Origin of the sequence: Roseobacter sp. HKCCA0882, assembly GCF_037805225.1 — a bacterium.
In the GTDB taxonomy this organism is placed as follows: domain Bacteria; phylum Pseudomonadota; class Alphaproteobacteria; order Rhodobacterales; family Rhodobacteraceae; genus M30B80.
In genome coordinates this window covers 1,271,778-1,289,458 of sequence record NZ_JBBLYI010000001.1, presented here as the reverse complement: position 1 = coordinate 1,289,458, position 17,681 = coordinate 1,271,778, and the positions used below count along the sequence as shown (strand labels likewise).

Below are 17,681 nucleotides of genomic sequence, written 5' to 3'. Positions count from 1 at the left end.
CATCAACATGGTTAGTGATAGTTCTATTGATTTTTCGAAAAATATTTTGGTGTGCGGTGGCGCAGGATATGTCGGTAGCCATGTTGCATTAAGTCTTATGCGTTCTGGATACACTCCTGTGATCGTCGATAACTTTGCGAATAGCGATCCGTCGATAATTACGCGCCTGGAAGCAATCAGTCGCTCTGCGATTAAGAGCTATAAAGTTGACTTGGCGGACAAAGTTCGAGTTTTCCAAATTTTTGAGCAGGTTGCACCTGTCGCTGTTATTCAGTTGGCTGGCCTAAAAGCAGTTGCCCAATCGTTCAAGGAGCCAGTTAACTATTACGCCGTAAATTTGGGTATAACGCTTAACATATTATCGGCCATGTCGCATTATGAGTGTGAGAAGATTGTCTTTTCATCCTCTGCTACTGTCTATGGTGAGCCAGATTATATCCCAATCGATGAGGGGCATAGGGTATCACCGATTAATCCCTATGGACGAACTAAGTTATTTCAAGAAGAGATAATCAGGGACTGGGTCGCCGCCGAGGGTCAGGCCAGTGCCGTTATACTAAGGTACTTCAATCCGGTTGGCGCTGACGCGTCTGGTCTTATTGGAGAGGATCCCAGCGGCACTCCAAACAATCTAATGCCGATTTTGGGAGATACTGCCGCGGGTATCCGAGATGATGTCCTGATCTTTGGCGCAGACTATCCAACGCGCGATGGAACGTGTGAGCGTGACTACGTCCATGTTTCCGACGTTGCGGACGCGCATGTTGCGGCATTAGAGGCTGTCCTTGAAAATAAATATGAGATTTTCAATGTTGGGACGGGAAGAGGTGTTACAGTCAGAGAGGCAATTGATGCTTACTCCAAGGCTCTCGGCCAGCGCTTACCAAAACGTATCGGCGCTCGACGCGACGGCGATGCGGCGTCGAGCGTTGCGGCAAATAACAAAATCTTGCAGCGTCTAAAGTGGCGTCCACTGCGGGACTTCAAAGATGCCTGCAGAGACGAAGTGAAGTGGCGGTCGTATAAGGCTGGCCAAAATTTAGGTGATTAAGGCTGAGTATTAGCAATCACTTCGCGAGCATACAAAAGCAACGAAACACTGATTATGCGACGCAGCGGATTTTTAAAAAAGACTGCCGGTGCGTGATTTCATATGTGGTCAGCACAGTAGTGGAGCACTTGAAAGGTACTCTAATCGAGATGGCCTGTTGAAATCTGCAATGTGCGAGCGTATATACTTATAGGTATACTGGAGGTTTTCATGTTTCGCACAAAAATACGTAAGGTGGGAAATTCGTCCGTGGTGACGGTCAGTGCCGAGATGTTGGCGGCACTCGACGTCAAGGAGGGCGACACTGTCTACGTCACCCGTTCCGACGATAACTGCTTAAAAATTCAGGCCCATGACCCTGACGTGCTCGCGGCATTGGCCGCAGCTGAAGAGGTCATGGATGAGAACCGCACACTGCTTCAGGCTCTGGCGTGACCGAGCCAATTTGGGTGCCACACCGCGCGGTTTTGATTATACATGACCGCCAGATAGCGCGCCACGGTGGTGCGGCGGGAATGCGCGATGGGGGATTGATTCATGGGGCGCTCCAGAGGCCTGTCAACAGTTTGGAGCATGAGCGCGCAGATATGTTTTCCTGCGCCGCTTCATATGCCTTTGCTATCGCTACGGCGCACGCATTTATCGACGGAAATAAGAGGACTGCCTTTGTGACCAGTGTGACCTTTCTGCGATTAAATGGTTGGCACTTCGTGACTGATCCAGTGGATGGTGTCGCCGTCATGGAGGGCCTCGCGTCTGGTCATGTCTCCGAAGAAGACTTCAGGTCGTGGCTTTTGGCGGGCTCCTCTTCGGTCTGTTAGGGTAACAGTGCCACCAATCGTCTGGTGTTGCGCTCAGAGATTAAGTCTATAAACAACCATAATCATCGATGTGTGACCGTGTGGATATTCTATAATGACGAGACTACGTAAGGCAGTATTCCCGGTGGCGGGCTTTGGCACGCGCTTCCTTCCCGCGACCAAGGCGATGCCGAAGGAACTCCTGCCAATCGTTGACAAGCCGCTTATTCAGTATGCGGCGGAGGAGGCCATCGCCGCGGGTATTGACACGCTCGTATTTGTCACCGGTCGCAATAAGCGCGCGATCGAGGACCACTTCGACAATAATCAGGAGCTTGAGATGGCCCTCCGTGCGAAGGGAAAGCACGACCAAGCCGACATGGTGAAAAATATCCTGCCGGAGGGTGTCGAGTGCATATTCGTTCGCCAGGCCGAGCAGCTGGGCCTCGGCCACGCGGTTCTCTGCGCAGAGAGAGTGGTCGGCAGTGAGCCATTCGCTGTACTCCTCGCGGATGATTTCCTGACGGGAGGAGACGAGGGCGCAACGGTGGAGCTCGCGCGCGCTTTTGAAGCATCCGGGCGCACTCAGCTGAGCGTGATGGAAGTGAACGGCCCGGACATCTCAAAATACGGCGTCGTGGTGCCGGGATCAGTTCCTGGATCTGTAGCGGGCCTCGTCGAGAAGCCGAGCGTCGAGAGTGCGCCGTCGAACTTGGCGAGTATTGGCCGCTACGTCCTCACTCCCGATATTTTTGACTTATTGCGCGCGCAGCCGCCCGGCGCCGGTGGCGAAATCCAGCTCGCCGACGCGATTAATACTCAGGCTGCCGCGGGCGCCGTAGAGGCCGTGACCCTGACTGGGCGCCGCTTTGACTGCGGCAGCGTACAAGGCTATCTCGACGCGATCATGGAAGTTTCGGGGCGGGGATAAGGCCCCGACGGCTGCGGCGCTCAGGGCGTATTCGCTAACAATTCCACTGCACTTGGTGTACATACCTGCTCGGGAATTCTCCTGGGGCTCGGGCGGGTTGTTAATTGTCCATGGCGTCGCGTGTCATGCCGCAGGACGCGCCTTTTGGCTTGAGATTTCCTATAATTCGTGTAGCACGTGCCGTATGTCTGTGGGCGCCGATCAAATCCTGAACTTCTTCTACGTGCTCGGCGCTTCTTTCGCGCTGAGCGTGGTGCTCATATTCGCGCGCGTGGGGCGCGGGTCGGCGGACGTCACGGCGGTGCAGGCGTCGCACACTCGCGCCACGTCACGTCTTGGCGGTGTGGCGGTGTTTGCGGCCGTGTTTGCCGGCACTTGGTTTTGGTTCTCCAGTCCCAGCGTCTCGTCGAGCTATCAATTATTTCTATTGGTGTCTGCGCCCCTCTTTATTGCAGGTGTCGCAGAGGACTTGGGCTATCCGACGGGCGTGCGGCTACGTCTTGTCGCGGCAGTGGTGTCGGGTGGAGCATTTGTAGCGGCATTTGGGCAGTGGCTGCCGCGGCTGGATATACCAATCCTGGACTTGGCGATGGCCGTCCCGCTGCTCGCCATTCCCTTCACCGTCATCGCCTGCGCCGGGGTGACGCATGCCTTCAACCTCATCGACGGGTTGAATGGATTGTCTTCGTTTGTGTCCATCGGCGTCGCGATGGCCCTCATGGCCATCTGCGCGCAGGTCGGGCTCTGGGCGCACTTCCAGGCCTTAGGCCTGCTCCTTGCTGCGGTGGCCGGCTTCCTGGTCGTGAATTTTCCATTTGGCCGCGTGTTCTTGGGGGATGGCGGTGCATATGTCGTGGGGCATATACTCGTCTGGACATCGGTCTCGATCGTCTGGAATGCGCCCGATGTCTCAGCCTTCGCAATTTTGTTGATATTCTTCTGGCCGATTGCCGACACGCTCCTCGCAGTATGGCGCAGGACTGTGCGGGGTGCCGACATGACGAGGCCGGATCGCCTCCACTTCCACCAATTGGTTATGCGTGGCCTTGAGATTTCTGTCTTGGGGCGGGGCCGCCGGTCCCTCGCCAACCCACTGGCGGCGACCGTAATTGTTCCAATGGCCACTGTGCCTATGTTTTTGGGCGCGCTATTCTATGACAACGTCGCGGCGACAGTTTGGCTCTCACTGTGTGCGTTTCTGTCATTCTTCTTGACTTATCTAGCCGGAATGCACTGGTCGCGGCGCGGGCGCGGGCGCGTTTAGTTGAAAATTTCAGCTTGCGTCCGGAGCGCGGCCGACTTGGGTTAATTGTTTTTTTGAGACGGATTGGTTCGTCCAGATTGATTGGATCAAGTATAGCATTTTTATGTGGGAGTGGCGATTTCTGCCGGAGCCCTTAGTAAACTCCGATCGCTGAATTGCGCATTTCCGTCAAGGATGTTCAACAATCTTGTAGTGTTTTCAGAAGTTTGCCCGCCGTACGTCCATGGCATTCCGAATTAGGACGGCTATGGCACCCAAGAAACTCCCAAGAACCAGTGACAGTGCAAGAATGAGGCCCGTCTTCTTGTGGTATGTCATCTCGATTGCCGCCAAGTCATATTGGGTCGCACGGAATGCCTCCACGTCTGAGAGGGGAGTGGCCGCAACGGCGTCTACGAGCTCGTCCGCTGCTCGGTCTTGCTCCAGAGCTCGAAGCTCAGCCTGCAGGTCCCGCAGGCCTGGCACGAATGCCTCCACCTGTTCTCGTGAGGACAGAATTGTGATCTGCTCTTCCAGCGCCCTATAGCCGTCGAGATAAGACATGGCACTTGACATACCATTTGAGCTTGACCGCGCAGGAGCGTTTGAGTTGATAGTCCCAGTCCCAGTCCCAGTCCCAGTCCCAGTCCCAGTCCCAGTCCCAGTCCCAGTCCCAGTCCCAGTCCCAGTCCCAATTTCAATTCCCAACACGCGGGCCAAGGATGCCTGCTCAGATAAATAGGCTATCTGGTCACTGAGACTGACTTGATAGTCTTCAATCGCATTTGCGATTTCTGTTTCGATTTGTTGGGCGCGGCGGCTTTGTTCACGCCGCATCTGATCCGCCTCTGCTGTCAGCCGCTGTGTCAGCCGCTGTCGCGCGGCTTCGTTGGTCAAGCGCAAGGCTTCCGCTATGAAGCCGTCGCTCTTGGTCTCGTCATCGGCTTCCCACGTCACCTGCCACGCCGTTACCGCACTCGTAGATCCAGTTATCGATGGGGCTGGTATATCAACTGGCGAGATCTCCACACCGAATGCGTAAGAGCGCAGTGCCATTTCTGGACTTATGTCTGCAGCATGTTGCCCCGCAGTCATGTTGTTCTGACCGGCTGCCTGTACAATCGTGTCTCTCTGTAGGAGAACTTCTGTAAACTCTGCCAGAGCTCCTGATGCGGAGAAGTATTGGGTGACTGGCTCGTTAATGCCGTTTGGCTGGCGATCAGCACTCGTTACCCCCTCAGATGCAAGGCCTGGCGAACGATTAACCATAATATTGCGTGGATTGCCGGCATCGTTCAGCGTGCGGAATTGGTCTATCGTGGCCGCGTCAAGCGGGCGAATTATAATGGATGCGTCGAACCTGTTTGGCGTGACCGCTACGTAGGCCCCGCCAACTGCCAAGGCAGCGGCGGACACACCCGCCATCACCCATTTCCCGTCCCAAAGATTTTGAAGGAGTTCGATGAGATCGATTTCGTCGCTACCATTGTATTTCATTTTGTTCAGTCCAGTTTCCTGCAGCCGGCCACTCATGTTCTTGCTAACTACATCGTTTTAGTCTACCGCAACATTCCCAAAGTAAAGAGGCTATCTGGAATTGATTATGCCAAACATTTCGAATTTGCCTCTTGAAGTTTTCATTGTTTACGCAAGGTCTACGCTTAGGCTTGGATCCACACACTTGCGTGCGATACAGCTGGCAGATTGTGTAAAAAAATACGGTTCCGGTAAAGTAAATATAAATCTGCTGCCCATTTCCAATATGAGGCTATCTATCCTGCGAAAGGCATGGTGTCTGCAAATACCAAAAGGTGCAATTGTCTGGTTTTGTAAAGATGCAATAATCCGCCTGGATGAGGACGCTCTTGAATTTTTATGGCTGCGCAGTGCGGCGGTCTTAGTCGACCATATCGATCGTGACGTCCGGGTGGTCGAAAGAAATTATGTTGACTGCCATGTTGCGATTTCGATTACCCAAAAGCGCTATTTTGACGAGCTACTTACTAACGGATCGGACGGTATTTCTGCACTGCTTCACCATCAAGCCAATTCATTTTTCTACCAAAAATTTGAGCGTGACATGCAGGCAATGAATCTGGGTTATTTTGGTGCATTAAACAACTGCTTGCTTCCAAACAGCTTGCATAACGATGTCAAAATTCTTGACGCCGAAGATAATCAGTCCTGGAACGAGAGTGCTTCAATCTTCGCAAGCTGCAATGCTCATTATGCCGTAAGACCGCACACGCCTTTGCAGCACAGGAAAGTGTTCAAGCCATTACTCAAGGCATTCACGGCCGCCATTTGTAATGTGCCAGTGATCTTGCATTATCAGCATGATGACTTTTCAGATTTGCTAGGACCTGAGTATCCATACGCTGTCGATCAGGATGACCCAACAACAATACTCGGTGCAGTTGATAGGTTAAAAACCCATTGGCAAGGTTCTGAATATAGGCTCGCTATGGATATTTTATCTTCTATCGCGAAGCTCGTCAGCTTGGAGGCGACTGCGAAAAACTTTGAAGCTGCCGTCGAGTTGGCGATGGATCATGGAAATAAGTTAAGAGGCTAAATATCTGATGAATTTGCGAGAGAACATAGTTGAAAGTGCGGGTAATTTTTTTGAAGACGCACACGAACAAAAAGAATTTGTACCGGGTCAGACTTATATTCCGCCAACTGGTAAGGTTTTGGACAGGGCAGACTGCGAGGCGCTGGTAGATGCATCATTGGATATGTGGCTGACCGCCGGCCGATATGCTGATGAGTTTGAAAGAGAACTGCCTAAAAAGTTTGGAACCAAATTGTCTAGGCTGACGGTTTCGGGATCTGCCGCAAATTTGCTTGCTTTTACAACTTTAACGTCTTCCAAGCTGGGGGCAAACAGGATTGCGCCCGGTTCTGAGGTTATAACTGTTGCGGCCGGTTTCCCAACAACTGTTGCTCCAATTGTACAAAACGGCTGCGTCCCCGTCTTTGTGGATATCGACCAATACACTCATAACGTAAATGTTGACCAGCTTGCGGATGCAATTACGCCGAAAACTAAGGCTGTCATGGTTGCTCACTCATTGGGTAATCCGTTTGAAGTGACTAAGGTAAAAGCGCTCTGCGAGAACCATAATCTTTATCTAATTGAAGATTGCTGTGACGCGTTTGGTGCCAAAATTAACGGGCAGGGTGTTGGAACATTCGGCGATTTGGCAACATTGAGTTTCTACCCGGCGCACCACATCACCATGGGCGAAGGTGGTGCCGTTTTGACTGATAGCTTGCGGCTGGCAAGAATTTGCGAGAGCTATCGTGATTGGGGTCGCGATTGCTACTGCAAGCCGGGCATGGATAATACCTGTGGACGAAGATTTGATTGGCAACTCGGTGATTTGCCCCATGGCTATGACCACAAATATACTTACTCTCACTTGGGATATAATTTAAAAGTTTCTGACATGCAGGCGGCGCTAGGCGTTAGCCAGCTGAAAAAAATTGATTATTTCATAGCCCGCCGCAATGCCAACTTTGACAGTCTCAAGCGTAAATTGATTTCCAAAGGGTTGGATGATTTTTATCACCTGCCTCAGGCGACCGAAGGTTCGGAGCCTTCTTGGTTCGGTTTTTTGCTAACAATTAAAGATCCTACTAAGTTGTCTCGGCGTGATGTTATTTCGGATTTGGAGGCCAAAAAGGTTGGCACTCGTCTTCTTTTTGGGGGAAATTTGATCAAGCAACCCGCATTTAAAGGGGTAAATTTTAGGGCTCACGGCGACTTGGCTGTGACTGACAAGGTGATGAACGACAGCTTTTGGATTGGCGTGTGGCCCGGCATTACTGAAGAAATGATTGATTACATGGTGGACAGTCTTGCCAGCGTTACCCAGGAGAATGCGAAATGAAGGCTATGATCCTAGCCGGCGGATTTGGCACTAGGTTAGCCGAAGAAACCGATATTCGTCCAAAGCCAATGGTAGAAATTGGTGGAAAACCAATACTTTGGCATATTATGAAGATTTATGAGCGTCACGGCGTCAACGATTTCATAGTGTGCCTTGGTTATAAGGCAGAATATATTAAGAGATACTTCCGTGATTATGGAGGTTTAGGCCAAGATTTTTCTATAAACACAAAATCTGGAGAGATTACTTCTCTGTCTAATGCCAGTGAGGACTGGAATGTTACGCTGCTTGATACTGGCAAATCCACAATGACTGGCGGAAGAATAAAGCATGCAGTTAAGTGTCTCGATCTGAGGGATGATTTTCATCTTACATATGGCGACGGCGTAGCCAACGTCGATATTTCACGGCTAACAAAATTTCATCGCGCACATGGAAAGTTATGCACTGTGACTGCGGTAACGCCCCCAGGAAGGTTTGGCGTTTTAGATTTGCTCAATGACGGTAGGGTTGTCGGATTTCGCGAAAAAATTGCTTCCGACCAGTACAGGATAAATGGTGGCTATTTCGTCGTAAGCCCACAGGTATGCGATCTAATTGACAGTCCAGATACTGTGTGGGAGCAATCGCCCCTGGCCAGTTTGGCTGATCAAGGCCAATTGATGGCTTTCATGCATGATGGCTTCTGGCAGCCGATGGATACTCTGCGTGACAAACAGTACCTGGATCGCCTGGCTATACAGGAGGTCGTTCCGTGGATGTGAAAGTAGCTGGATTGCCCAGCTTTAAGTTCTGGAGCGGCAAGCGAGTTGCAGTTACTGGCCACACCGGTTTTAAAGGGTCGTGGCTTTGTGAAATGTTGCTGTCTCTGGGGGCGGAAGTAAACGGGTTCGCATTACCTCCACGCACTGAACAAAACATTTTTGAAATGCTTGACCTTAACTCTAGGGTTGACCACGAAATTGGCGACGTCCGCGATCTAAATGTCCTTAAAAAATGGATCACTCGGACAGAACCTGATGTAATACTGCACTTGGCCGCGCAGCCAATCGTGTCCGAGAGCTATTTGTTGCCTGTGGAGACCTTCGCTACAAACGTGATGGGGACATTGAACCTTTTGGAGGCTTGTAGACACCATAATTTTTCAGGGCCAGTCGTAATTGTTACCTCTGACAAGTGTTACCAAAATAACGATGGGCAGAGAGGTTTTAGAGTAGGCGATCCATTAGGTGGCAAAGATCCATACTCAGCGTCGAAGGCGGCGGCTGAAATTGTTACTGCTAGTTATCAGACGTCTTTTGTAAAAGAGGTGGCTTGCTTCTCTAAAATTGCAACTGCGCGTGCGGGAAACGTGATTGGTGGGGGAGATTTTACAAAAGACAGGCTGATCCCGGATGCAATAAAAGCATGGTCGTCTGGTAAAGAGCTAATCGTTCGAAATCCAACATTTACGAGGCCATGGCAACATGTTGTTGAGCCTGTGGCTGGATACTTATTGTTAGCCGAAAGGTTATCAGGTTCCCAGAAGTTTTCTCGTCCGTGGAATTTTGGGCCGGATCAAAGATCGGATACTTCTGTTAGATCTTGCATAAATTCTTTGGCACAGTTGTGGCCCGGGAGCGCTCTCGTTGTCGAAAACGAGCCCGGAGGGCAGGACTGGACAGAAGCTAAAACGCTTAGTCTAAACATAGATGAAACTACCGAACAATTAGGGTGGCGCCCTCGTTTTGGAATGCACGAAACCCTGTCGCTCACCGTCGAGTGGTACACGGAGGCTCTAAAGGGTCCAGGAATTCCCGCAATGATACAATTAACTCAGGATCAAATTGGGCAATATTGGTGAAGTTTTGTCTATAAAGAAGATTAGATTTGTTGTTGCTGGTGCTACTGGGTATCTCGGAAGTCACCTGATTGGCTATTTAAAGTCCAAAGATATCCCGTGTATGGCTTTAGGGCGTAAATTGCCCAAAGAAAGAGAAATTTCTGTGCACAACCAGCCGGTAATTGACTGGAAAACAGATGACGAACTTGTCAAAAAATTAAAAGATTTTGGTGGGCAAGTTATTATAAATGCATCCGGATATTACAGCCGTGGTGAAACCTCTAATGAAATAAAAAATTATGTTGATGGTAATATTTTATTTCCATCTAAGTTGGCCTTGGCTAGCATATCTGCGGGAGCGAAAAGATTTGTTCACGTTGGAAGCCTTTGGGAGTGGGATCAAAATGGAGGTGCAAGGCAACGCAACTATTATTCGTATTCTAAATATTCTGGCTCACATGCATTAGATGTTATATGTAAAAATTATAGAAGAGACTTTTTGTACCATCTCAAAATTAACGACACTTACGGTGGGCATGATAATCGAGAAAAATTAATCCCTTATATTAAAAAATGCATCACTGAAAATCAAGAGATTGAGATTGCAAACATTAATAAAATAGTGAATTTTGTGCATGTGGATGATGTCATTCAGGCTATTTTACAAATATCAAACTTTGAAGATTTCAATAAAAATGAACGTGTATTTTCTTTGTTGTCGAATGAGAGTGTTTCTATAAGGGAGCTACTAGAAAAAATATCAAAAGTAGTTGGAAATTCAGTGGCACTTAAAGCGCCAAAATCGGCTAGCCCTGTTTCCTCCGGGTTAGATGTGTGGGTTGGCGCGCCAAAAATTCCTAATTTTAAATTCCAGCATGATCTTGGGTCAGGTCTTATGGAGTATTTTCATGATACAAATACAAGGTCGTGACACTTGCGTTAAGGGCTTAGTGTGGGGGGGCTTCAATGCACATGAAGATCACCGGGGTAATTTTATAAAATTATTTAACAACGATTTCTACAAAGCGAACCTTTCGCCTTTCTGTCCAGAAGAGATGTTCATGTCTTCATCTGTGAAAGGGGTTTTGCGTGGAATGCATTATCAAACTGGTGAGTTTGCCCACAATAAACTTGTTATTTGCGTGTCTGGCACGATTAGGGATGTTGTCGTGGATCTTCGGTCTGGTGACAACTTTGGTGCTGTCTGGTCAAGCATCCTCGCGCCAGAAGAAACACAATGGGTTTATGTTCCAATTGGATGTGCCCACGGTTTTCAAGTTTTGAGTGAGACCGCGACGATGCTCTACTGTGTAGACCGGGTTTACTCTCCATTGCATGATAAAGGTGTATTATGGGACAGCATTGACTTCAAATGGGATATACTTCCGCCTATCCTTTCGGACCGAGATAAATCACATCTGACGCTGAATGATCATAAAGCGGGCGTACTGTAATGGATGCGTCGAAACTGTTTGGCGTGAGCGCCACGTAGGCGCTACCAATTGCCACGGCAGCGGCGGATACGCCCGCTATTATCCACTTCCCGTCCCAAAGATTTTGAAGGAGCTCGATGAGGTCGATCTCGTCATTTAGGTGTTTGCTAGGATTACTCATACTTCGATTTGCTCACTAGTGGTGTTGATTTTGTGTCCGCTGCGGTGGAATAGAACTGTAAGTCTAACTTTAAAATTCGCGGCTACTATCCGAAAACCAATATGGCTGAGGAAGTTGTTAACCTCAACAAAGGTGTGGTCTTGGTCTGCGCCTCTTTCATACCCGCAGTCTACTGCTACGTAGTCAGCGAATGTTACAAATTTTGTAGCTCCTTCTAATACCTCTGGCTCAGCCCCCTCTGCTTCTAATTTTAGGATTATTGGGTGGCTTAATTTGCTTGGGTCTACTTCGTCGTCTAACCTCGCGGCGGGGACCAACGATTTTGATGTGTAGTCACGCACACTAAATGCGGAACTGTCCGCAGTATCGGCTTTATGAAAGAACTCGAGAGTTGTCGTCTCCTTCCAAAGTGCTTTGCGTATCGTGAGAGACTGGCTACCATAGTTGTTTCGGTCGCAACAGTCAGCCTCTAAGTGCTCTGGCTCGAATGCTATATACTTCATGTTCCGAGCCTTGGCCCAAATACCAAGCTCGCCGACATTGGCTCCACAATCAATTAAAGTGCCGCCGTCTATGCCCTTAAGTGTGTCTAGGTGGTAGTCAGCAGCAAGCGCGTCGATGCCGCGCTTTACTCCTCTCTTGTACCTATTATAGCGTCCCGGCCTGCAGATATTTATTTGCATTTCGCCATCCGAGACCGTGTACATCGAAGCATTTTCCATTGCCACGCGTACGGGCCGGCCACGGAAAATGAGACGGGCATTGATCAAGAGTTCTGTTAATTTGTTCACGAGCGATCTGCCTAAATTGATGTCTGTATAAGCCTTCATAGCGTTGTTGCGTTAAAACAGCGGCTTGGCAATGCCAGCAGCGTATTTTACTACGTAGTAGTGGAGGATTACACACTGCCGTTTAAGGTCCAAAACTTATTTACTTTTACCCGAGATTTTTCGGCGCAAATTGGGCTGGCCGTTGCCTTCACGGTGGCTGCATCGTTTTCACTCGCTCAAGATGCAGAGGTGGGTGCGCCTCTATTGTCGTCCATGATTGCAGACGATCTCTACTTCGACCAAGATCGACAGTTCTACCACGCCACAGGCAACGTCCAAATTTTCTTCGATGGTTTGGAACTGCGCGCACCAAGCGTTGCATACGACGTGGTGTCTAATCGCGTGGTTGTGGACGGTCCGCTGATGTTGATCGATGAAACCGGCCAGCAGATAATTTACGGTGATTTCGCGGATTTGTCTGCCGATTTAAGAGATGGCGTCATCACGTCGGCTCGTCAGTTGATCGACCAAAACATGCAGATTGCGTCTGACCAATTAGTGCGTCGTGATGGGCGCAGCACAGAACTGGAATACGTGCGAGCCTCTGCGTGTGAGGTCTGTTCAGAAAATGCGACGCCACTTTGGGAGTTGAGGGCAAGGCGCGCCGTCCACGACCAAGAGGCGCGGACGATGACGTACGACGACGCACAATTGCGTATTGCAGGCTACCCAGTTCTTTACACTCCGTGGCTGCGGACACCTGATCCGACTGTAGAGCGCGCGAACGGTTTATTGGCGCCAACATATTCCGTGAACTCGCGGCTGGGTGCCAGAATTGGATTGCCATATTTTTATATGCTGGGTGACAGTGCGGACATCACAGTCACGCCGACGGTTACGGTTGACGGAGGGCGCGATGCCGGCAACTACCTCCTGCGGACGCTGCGTGGGCGTTATCGTCAGGCATTCAGTAACGGCTACATCGAAATGCATGGAGCCTTTAGCCAAGACAACCTCACCAGCGATAACCTTCGGGCTTTTTTGTTTTCAAATGGACGCTTTGAATTGGACAATGGCTTTAACGTGTTGTTCCAGAGCCAGTCGTCGAGCGATCGAGCATATATCGGTACATATGACTTTTTCGCTGACCGTATTACCACATTTGGCAATGACGACGTCGTCTTTAACGAAGATCGGCTTAACAACTTCTTGAGGTTTTCTCGTCGGGATAGTGATGAGTTAATCGCGTTTGACTACACTGGCTTCTCGGCCTTGCGAGATCCAAATTACATATATGACGCTCCCAATAGGGTCCTTAATTCTCAATGGACTTTGTTTGAAAGCTTTGACGGAGTGCCTGGAAATTTTACCTTAAATTTTGGGGCACAGGCGAATTATAATGAATTCGGCTCCACGAATGCCCGTCAGAGAGATATCAATCGATTGACCGCCAATTTGCGGTGGAATGACACTTGGCAGGCTGGCGAAGTACTGCGCGTAGACAGTGACGCTTCTATATTCCTTGATGAGTATGGTATTCATGATGACGCCACAAATCCCGACAGTCAGTCATCCTCAAGTGGCGTCGTGTCTACGCGGATGAGTTGGCCGTTCCAATTTAATACCGAAGGCGGGTCGACGCACTCGATTACGCCATCCGTAGGACTCGTGTCTTTTTCTGCGGGTGATGTGACCATGCCGTCTATTGATGGTTCTATTGATGAGATAGATCCCTTTAACTACTCGTCTCTGGGTCGGTTTCGCCGCGTAAATCGTAGTCAATCGGCGCAACATGACGTGACTGCGAGCGATATTGACCTGACGTATCGCTTCGAGACGGCGTCTGGGTACTACATTGGTGGCTCTGCGGAGAGAGATTTCATACTGTCGACGGATAATTCAGGCCTCAGAGAGGGTGAGCTTTACGCGACCCGTTTTGGCAAAAATGGCGGTGACTTTCAGTTCTCTGTAATTAACCAATTCAATCCCGAGTTTGAAAGGATATCTGACCGTGTAACGGCATCGCAGGAGTTCGATTTTCTTACTCTAACCGGAAATTATCACAGGGTTGATAGCGACGAAGCCATCGGTAGCCCTGACGCAGTGCGCAGGTGGGGAGTTGGTCTGACTGCCGAAATTACCTCGCAGATCGATGCAAGTCTCGGCTTGACCAGCGACCGATACGAGAACGAGCGGTCTTACACGGAGGGCGCCATTCGATTTGACAATGATATCGATTGGAACTCTTCCTTCAGCTGGGTTTATGACCGTGACAGCAACACCTATGACGATCTGCGCCTACTTGTTGGACATTCCCTCGATTGGGGTGGAAACATTTCTGCCCTCTACGCGCGAGAGGACGACACGGTCCGGCGCTACGGCTTGTCGCTCAACTACGAGAACGAGTGTGTGTTGATGCGCGCACAAATTACACGCGTGGATAACCGTGTGACCAATCTTGATCCAATCACTGAATTTTCTCTGAATTTTGAATTGGGCGCATTTGGACGCGGGAATGGATCCCAAATTCGAAGATGCAATTGACGCTGAGTTGGGCTATTTCGTCTGCTGTGCTGATTGACTGCCTTTTGTTCAAGGAATTGGAAAAGTTTGATGTCCGGTGGATTGAGTGAATGGTATTTGGTGCAATTCAAGCCCAATTCGCACAGCATTGCCTTGTGCAATTTGAACCGCCAGGGGTTTGAAACTTTCCTACCGATGCTGAGTGTCACATCCCGCGTTGGTGCGCGGTTTATGTCCAAGTCCCGCCCGCTTTTCCCAGGCTATCTCTTTGTCGCGCTAGATACGGGGCAGGGGGCGTGGCGCAAGATCAACTCGACATATGGTGTGGCGCGCATTGTTTCTTTTGCGGGGCAGCCTAGCCCTGTGCCCAATGATTTGGTGGTGGGATTGCAGGCGCGGTGCGATGAGGCGGGGGTTTTAACAGCAGCCAGTGATCTGGCCCCGCAAGATCAGGTGACCTTGCAAAAGGGCCCGTTCTCGCAATTTGTTGCGACAGTCGAAAGCTTGGATGAGGATCAGCGCGTTTGGGTTTTGATTGACCTGATGGGGCACAAGACCCGGATCAATGTCGCGCGAGAGGATCTAACAAAATCCTAAATGAAAAGCGGCCCCACAAGGGGGCCGCTTTGTCGGATCAATCTAGGCCTTTGACATCGATCTGTGCATCCGCCTTTGGGTGGAACAGTTTTTGGATCAGATAGACCCCAACCGCACCACCAAGGCCGATCAGATCGGTCAGCAGCCCGCCTTCAATCATGAACAGCGCGGCCGCAATAAGGATGGCGCGTAAGAACCACGGGTTGCGCGCCCCCATGAACCACCCTTGCACCCCTGAGGACAACAGGAACACGCCGAAAATGGCGGTTGCCCCTGCGCGCAGGATTTCAAGCGTGGTGCCATCCATCAGCAAGGCCGAATTGTAGAAGAACATGAAAGGCACGATGAAGGCGGCGATCCCGATTTTGAACGAGGCCACTGATGTCTCCATCGCATTCGCCCCCGATATCCCCGCCGCCGCATAAGAGGCCAGCGCCACAGGCGGTGTAATGGCCGAGACAACCGCGAAATAGAACACGAAGAAATGCGCGGTCAGCTGCGGAATGCCAAGCTCAACCAAGCCCGGTGCCACCACCGAGGCCGCAACCGCATAGGCGGCTGTGGTGGGCATCCCCATCCCCAGAAGGATCGCGATACACATCGCAAAGAACAGGGCCAGAACTTGGCTCACACCCGCCAAATCCAACAGGAGGGACGAGAAGCGCGCACCAACACCTGTCAGGCTAATCACACCCACGATAACACCCGCACAGGCACAAACCGCGATGATCTGAATGGCCATGATGCCAGCCAATTCAAACGCCTTGAGAATTTCCCGTGGCCCCATACCCGCGACCGAGGCGGCAGGCAGGCTTTTTGGGAAGAAGCGCACCATCAACACGGGCATCCATGAGATGACGGCGGCACTGAGCGTGGCCAAGGTGCCCGCACGGATGACGGAATAGCCCTGGAACAAAGCATAGATGAGTATCAGGATAGGCAAGAAGAGATATAGCTGCTTCAAAAGTAGTTTCAATTTTGGCAGCTCATCCTCGCGCATTCCGCGCATGCCCAATTTTGCGGCTTCAAGGTCGACCATGAAATAGACCGACACAAAGTAAAGGATCGCGGGTATAATCGCGGCGATTGCGATATCCTGATAGGGGATGCCTGTGATCTCGGCCATGATGAATGCGCCTGCGCCCATGATAGGGGGCATGATCTGACCGCCTGTTGATGCGGCCGCTTCGACAGCGCCTGCGGTTTTCTTATGATAGCCCACCTTTTTCATCAAGGGGATGGTCAGCGACCCTGTCGCCACAACGTTCCCCGCGGAGGTGCCGTTGATCATACCCATCAGGCCGCTTGCGAAAATGGCCACTTTGGCGGGGCCACCACGGGCGCGCCCTGCTGCGGCAAATGCGAAATTCACGAAATAATCACCCACTTTCGAGGCCTGAAGGAAAGCCGCAAAGATGATAAAAAGGATGATGTATGTTGAGGATACCGCCGTGGTTGGCCCAAGGATGCCCGCATCCGAATAAAGATGGCCAAAGAAGCGGTGCCACGTATAGGGGTTGCGCACAGCCAAAATGCCCGGCAGCAAATGCGCAGTAAATGTGTAAACAAGAAACACGCCTGTGATGATAACCAATGCCAGACCTGCCACGCGGCGCGTCAATTCCATGATCATTGCCGTGCCTGCTGTCGCTGCGAACGCCACACCGATTGGTACAAAGGGCGTGCCTACCGAATTGCGTGCTGCGGTAGAGAAAATGGGCACAAGATAGGCGGCAACTACAATTGCGCAGAGCGCCAGAACCAAGTCGCTGGTTGCGAAGCTATCGCGTGGCTTGCGTTCAAACCAACCCAAGATTATGGCGCCGAATGTCGCCACTAAGAGGGGCATACCAAAATTCCAAATCTCGGTTTCATAAATCTCGGTTCCGGGGAAGGCGGCCCATGACACAAGCCCACCCATCTCTGGTAAGGTGCCAGAGGCAATCAAACGCCCGAAGGATAGCGCAGACCACAATGCTAGTGCCGCCGGTATGAACAAAGCATATCCCGCTTTTGACAGAAGCGCTGTATCGCTTGGAGCCTCTACTTCATCGACCCAAGTGTAAGCAGCATAGACGACAAAGCCTAAGACAAGCGCGCCTGCAATGTGAACAATTCGAAAATTCCATGTTTCAAGCGGGAATTGCGGCAAAAATGGCAGGTCTATGCCAGTCAGAGCCGAGATGGAAATCCCGTTCAAAGCGGCCATGTGGAACCCGGCATAGAGGGTTGCTAGTACGGCTACTGCGATCATACGAGTGCCAGCAAACAGGCGGCGGTTACTTTCAACGGGTTCCTGATCTACACCTTCGGCGATGACGGGACCTGTCTCAACCATCTCTTCAACTACGTTGGTTTTGGTCTCTGAAGTATTAGTCATGATGTTGCTTCCGCTATGCCAGTAAGTGCAAAAGAAAAGGCGCGCGAAAGGTCC

The 17,681-nt window shown here is 50.6% G+C and carries 17 protein-coding genes; 13 read left to right on the top strand and 4 right to left on the bottom strand.

What is annotated here, in order from left to right:
• Positions 1-7 precede the first annotated feature (7 nt).
• The 5 genes from galE to AAC622_RS06580 all read left to right on the top strand — a co-directional run bounded on the left by galE (position 8) and on the right by AAC622_RS06580 (position 4,046).
• Positions 8-1,051, top strand: coding sequence for a UDP-glucose 4-epimerase GalE (galE, locus tag AAC622_RS06600; protein WP_340260989.1), 1,044 nt, complete (start codon positions 8-10; stop codon positions 1,049-1,051).
• Positions 1,052-1,261: 210 nt separating this feature from the next.
• A complete protein-coding gene (locus AAC622_RS06595) occupies positions 1,262-1,486 on the top strand; it encodes an AbrB/MazE/SpoVT family DNA-binding domain-containing protein (RefSeq protein WP_340260988.1) in 225 nt (74 codons plus the stop codon).
• On the top strand, positions 1,483-1,872 hold the full coding sequence (locus AAC622_RS06590) for a type II toxin-antitoxin system death-on-curing family toxin (RefSeq protein ID WP_340260987.1): 390 nt from the start codon (positions 1,483-1,485) through the stop codon (positions 1,870-1,872). Before AAC622_RS06595 ends, AAC622_RS06590 begins: the two co-directional genes overlap by 4 nt.
• A 94-nt stretch (positions 1,873-1,966) precedes the next feature.
• Positions 1,967-2,782, top strand: coding sequence for a UTP--glucose-1-phosphate uridylyltransferase GalU (gene galU / locus AAC622_RS06585; protein ID WP_340260986.1), 816 nt, complete (start codon positions 1,967-1,969; stop codon positions 2,780-2,782).
• A gap of 184 nt (positions 2,783-2,966) precedes the next feature.
• The gene (locus tag AAC622_RS06580) at positions 2,967-4,046 is read left to right on the top strand and encodes an MraY family glycosyltransferase (RefSeq protein ID WP_340260984.1); all 1,080 of its coding nucleotides are present in this window, start codon (positions 2,967-2,969) and stop codon (positions 4,044-4,046) included.
• A gap of 198 nt (positions 4,047-4,244) precedes the next feature.
• Here AAC622_RS06580 and AAC622_RS06575 read toward each other — a convergent pair whose 3' ends face one another.
• Positions 4,245-5,522: a Wzz/FepE/Etk N-terminal domain-containing protein gene (locus tag AAC622_RS06575; RefSeq protein ID WP_340260982.1), complete on the bottom strand. Its 1,278-nt coding sequence runs from the start codon at positions 5,520-5,522 to the stop codon at positions 4,245-4,247.
• Between the two features lie 184 nt (positions 5,523-5,706).
• Between AAC622_RS06575 and AAC622_RS06570 the strand changes: the two genes are divergently transcribed.
• From AAC622_RS06570 to AAC622_RS06545, 6 genes are read left to right on the top strand one after another with little or no spacing between them, the layout of a single operon-like run.
• Entirely contained in the window at positions 5,707-6,600 is an 894-nt protein-coding gene (locus tag AAC622_RS06570) for a hypothetical protein (protein ID WP_340260981.1), read from the top strand.
• Positions 6,601-6,607: 7 nt separating this feature from the next.
• The gene (gene rfbH / locus AAC622_RS06565; RefSeq protein ID WP_340260980.1) at positions 6,608-7,921 is read left to right on the top strand and encodes a lipopolysaccharide biosynthesis protein RfbH; all 1,314 of its coding nucleotides are present in this window, start codon (positions 6,608-6,610) and stop codon (positions 7,919-7,921) included.
• On the top strand, positions 7,918-8,685 hold the full coding sequence (rfbF, locus tag AAC622_RS06560; RefSeq protein ID WP_340260979.1) for a glucose-1-phosphate cytidylyltransferase: 768 nt from the start codon (positions 7,918-7,920) through the stop codon (positions 8,683-8,685). Before rfbH ends, rfbF begins: the two co-directional genes overlap by 4 nt.
• Positions 8,676-9,764: a CDP-glucose 4,6-dehydratase gene (gene rfbG / locus AAC622_RS06555; RefSeq protein ID WP_340260977.1), complete on the top strand. Its 1,089-nt coding sequence runs from the start codon at positions 8,676-8,678 to the stop codon at positions 9,762-9,764. Before rfbF ends, rfbG begins: the two co-directional genes overlap by 10 nt.
• Positions 9,748-10,674, top strand: a complete 927-nt coding sequence (locus AAC622_RS06550; protein ID WP_340260976.1) for an NAD(P)-dependent oxidoreductase — start codon at positions 9,748-9,750, stop codon at positions 10,672-10,674. The genes rfbG and AAC622_RS06550 overlap by 17 nt, the downstream gene beginning before the upstream one ends.
• Positions 10,652-11,197, top strand: coding sequence for a dTDP-4-dehydrorhamnose 3,5-epimerase family protein (locus AAC622_RS06545; protein WP_340260975.1), 546 nt, complete (start codon positions 10,652-10,654; stop codon positions 11,195-11,197). Before AAC622_RS06550 ends, AAC622_RS06545 begins: the two co-directional genes overlap by 23 nt.
• Here the strand turns inward: AAC622_RS06545 and AAC622_RS12430 are convergent.
• Together AAC622_RS12430 and AAC622_RS06540 are read right to left on the bottom strand one after the other, a co-directional pair.
• Positions 11,133-11,357 (bottom strand): Wzz/FepE/Etk N-terminal domain-containing protein, encoded by a 225-nt coding sequence (locus tag AAC622_RS12430; RefSeq protein WP_445322601.1) that lies wholly within the window; start codon positions 11,355-11,357, stop codon positions 11,133-11,135. The genes AAC622_RS06545 and AAC622_RS12430 overlap by 65 nt on opposite strands.
• The gene (locus tag AAC622_RS06540; RefSeq protein ID WP_340260974.1) at positions 11,354-12,187 is read right to left on the bottom strand and encodes an FkbM family methyltransferase; all 834 of its coding nucleotides are present in this window, start codon (positions 12,185-12,187) and stop codon (positions 11,354-11,356) included. The genes AAC622_RS12430 and AAC622_RS06540 overlap by 4 nt, the downstream gene beginning before the upstream one ends.
• A 60-nt stretch (positions 12,188-12,247) precedes the next feature.
• Between AAC622_RS06540 and AAC622_RS06535 the strand changes: the two genes are divergently transcribed.
• Positions 12,248-14,671 carry an LPS-assembly protein LptD gene (locus AAC622_RS06535; RefSeq protein WP_340260973.1) on the top strand — a complete coding sequence of 808 codons (2,424 nt, stop codon included), beginning with the start codon at positions 12,248-12,250 and terminating at the stop codon, positions 14,669-14,671.
• A gap of 69 nt (positions 14,672-14,740) precedes the next feature.
• Positions 14,741-15,247, top strand: a complete 507-nt coding sequence (locus AAC622_RS06530) for a transcriptional activator RfaH (protein WP_340260972.1) — start codon at positions 14,741-14,743, stop codon at positions 15,245-15,247.
• Between the two features lie 37 nt (positions 15,248-15,284).
• Here AAC622_RS06530 and AAC622_RS06525 read toward each other — a convergent pair whose 3' ends face one another.
• Entirely contained in the window at positions 15,285-17,627 is a 2,343-nt protein-coding gene (locus tag AAC622_RS06525; RefSeq protein WP_340260971.1) for a TRAP transporter permease, read from the bottom strand.
• Positions 17,628-17,681: the final 54 nt, after the last annotated feature.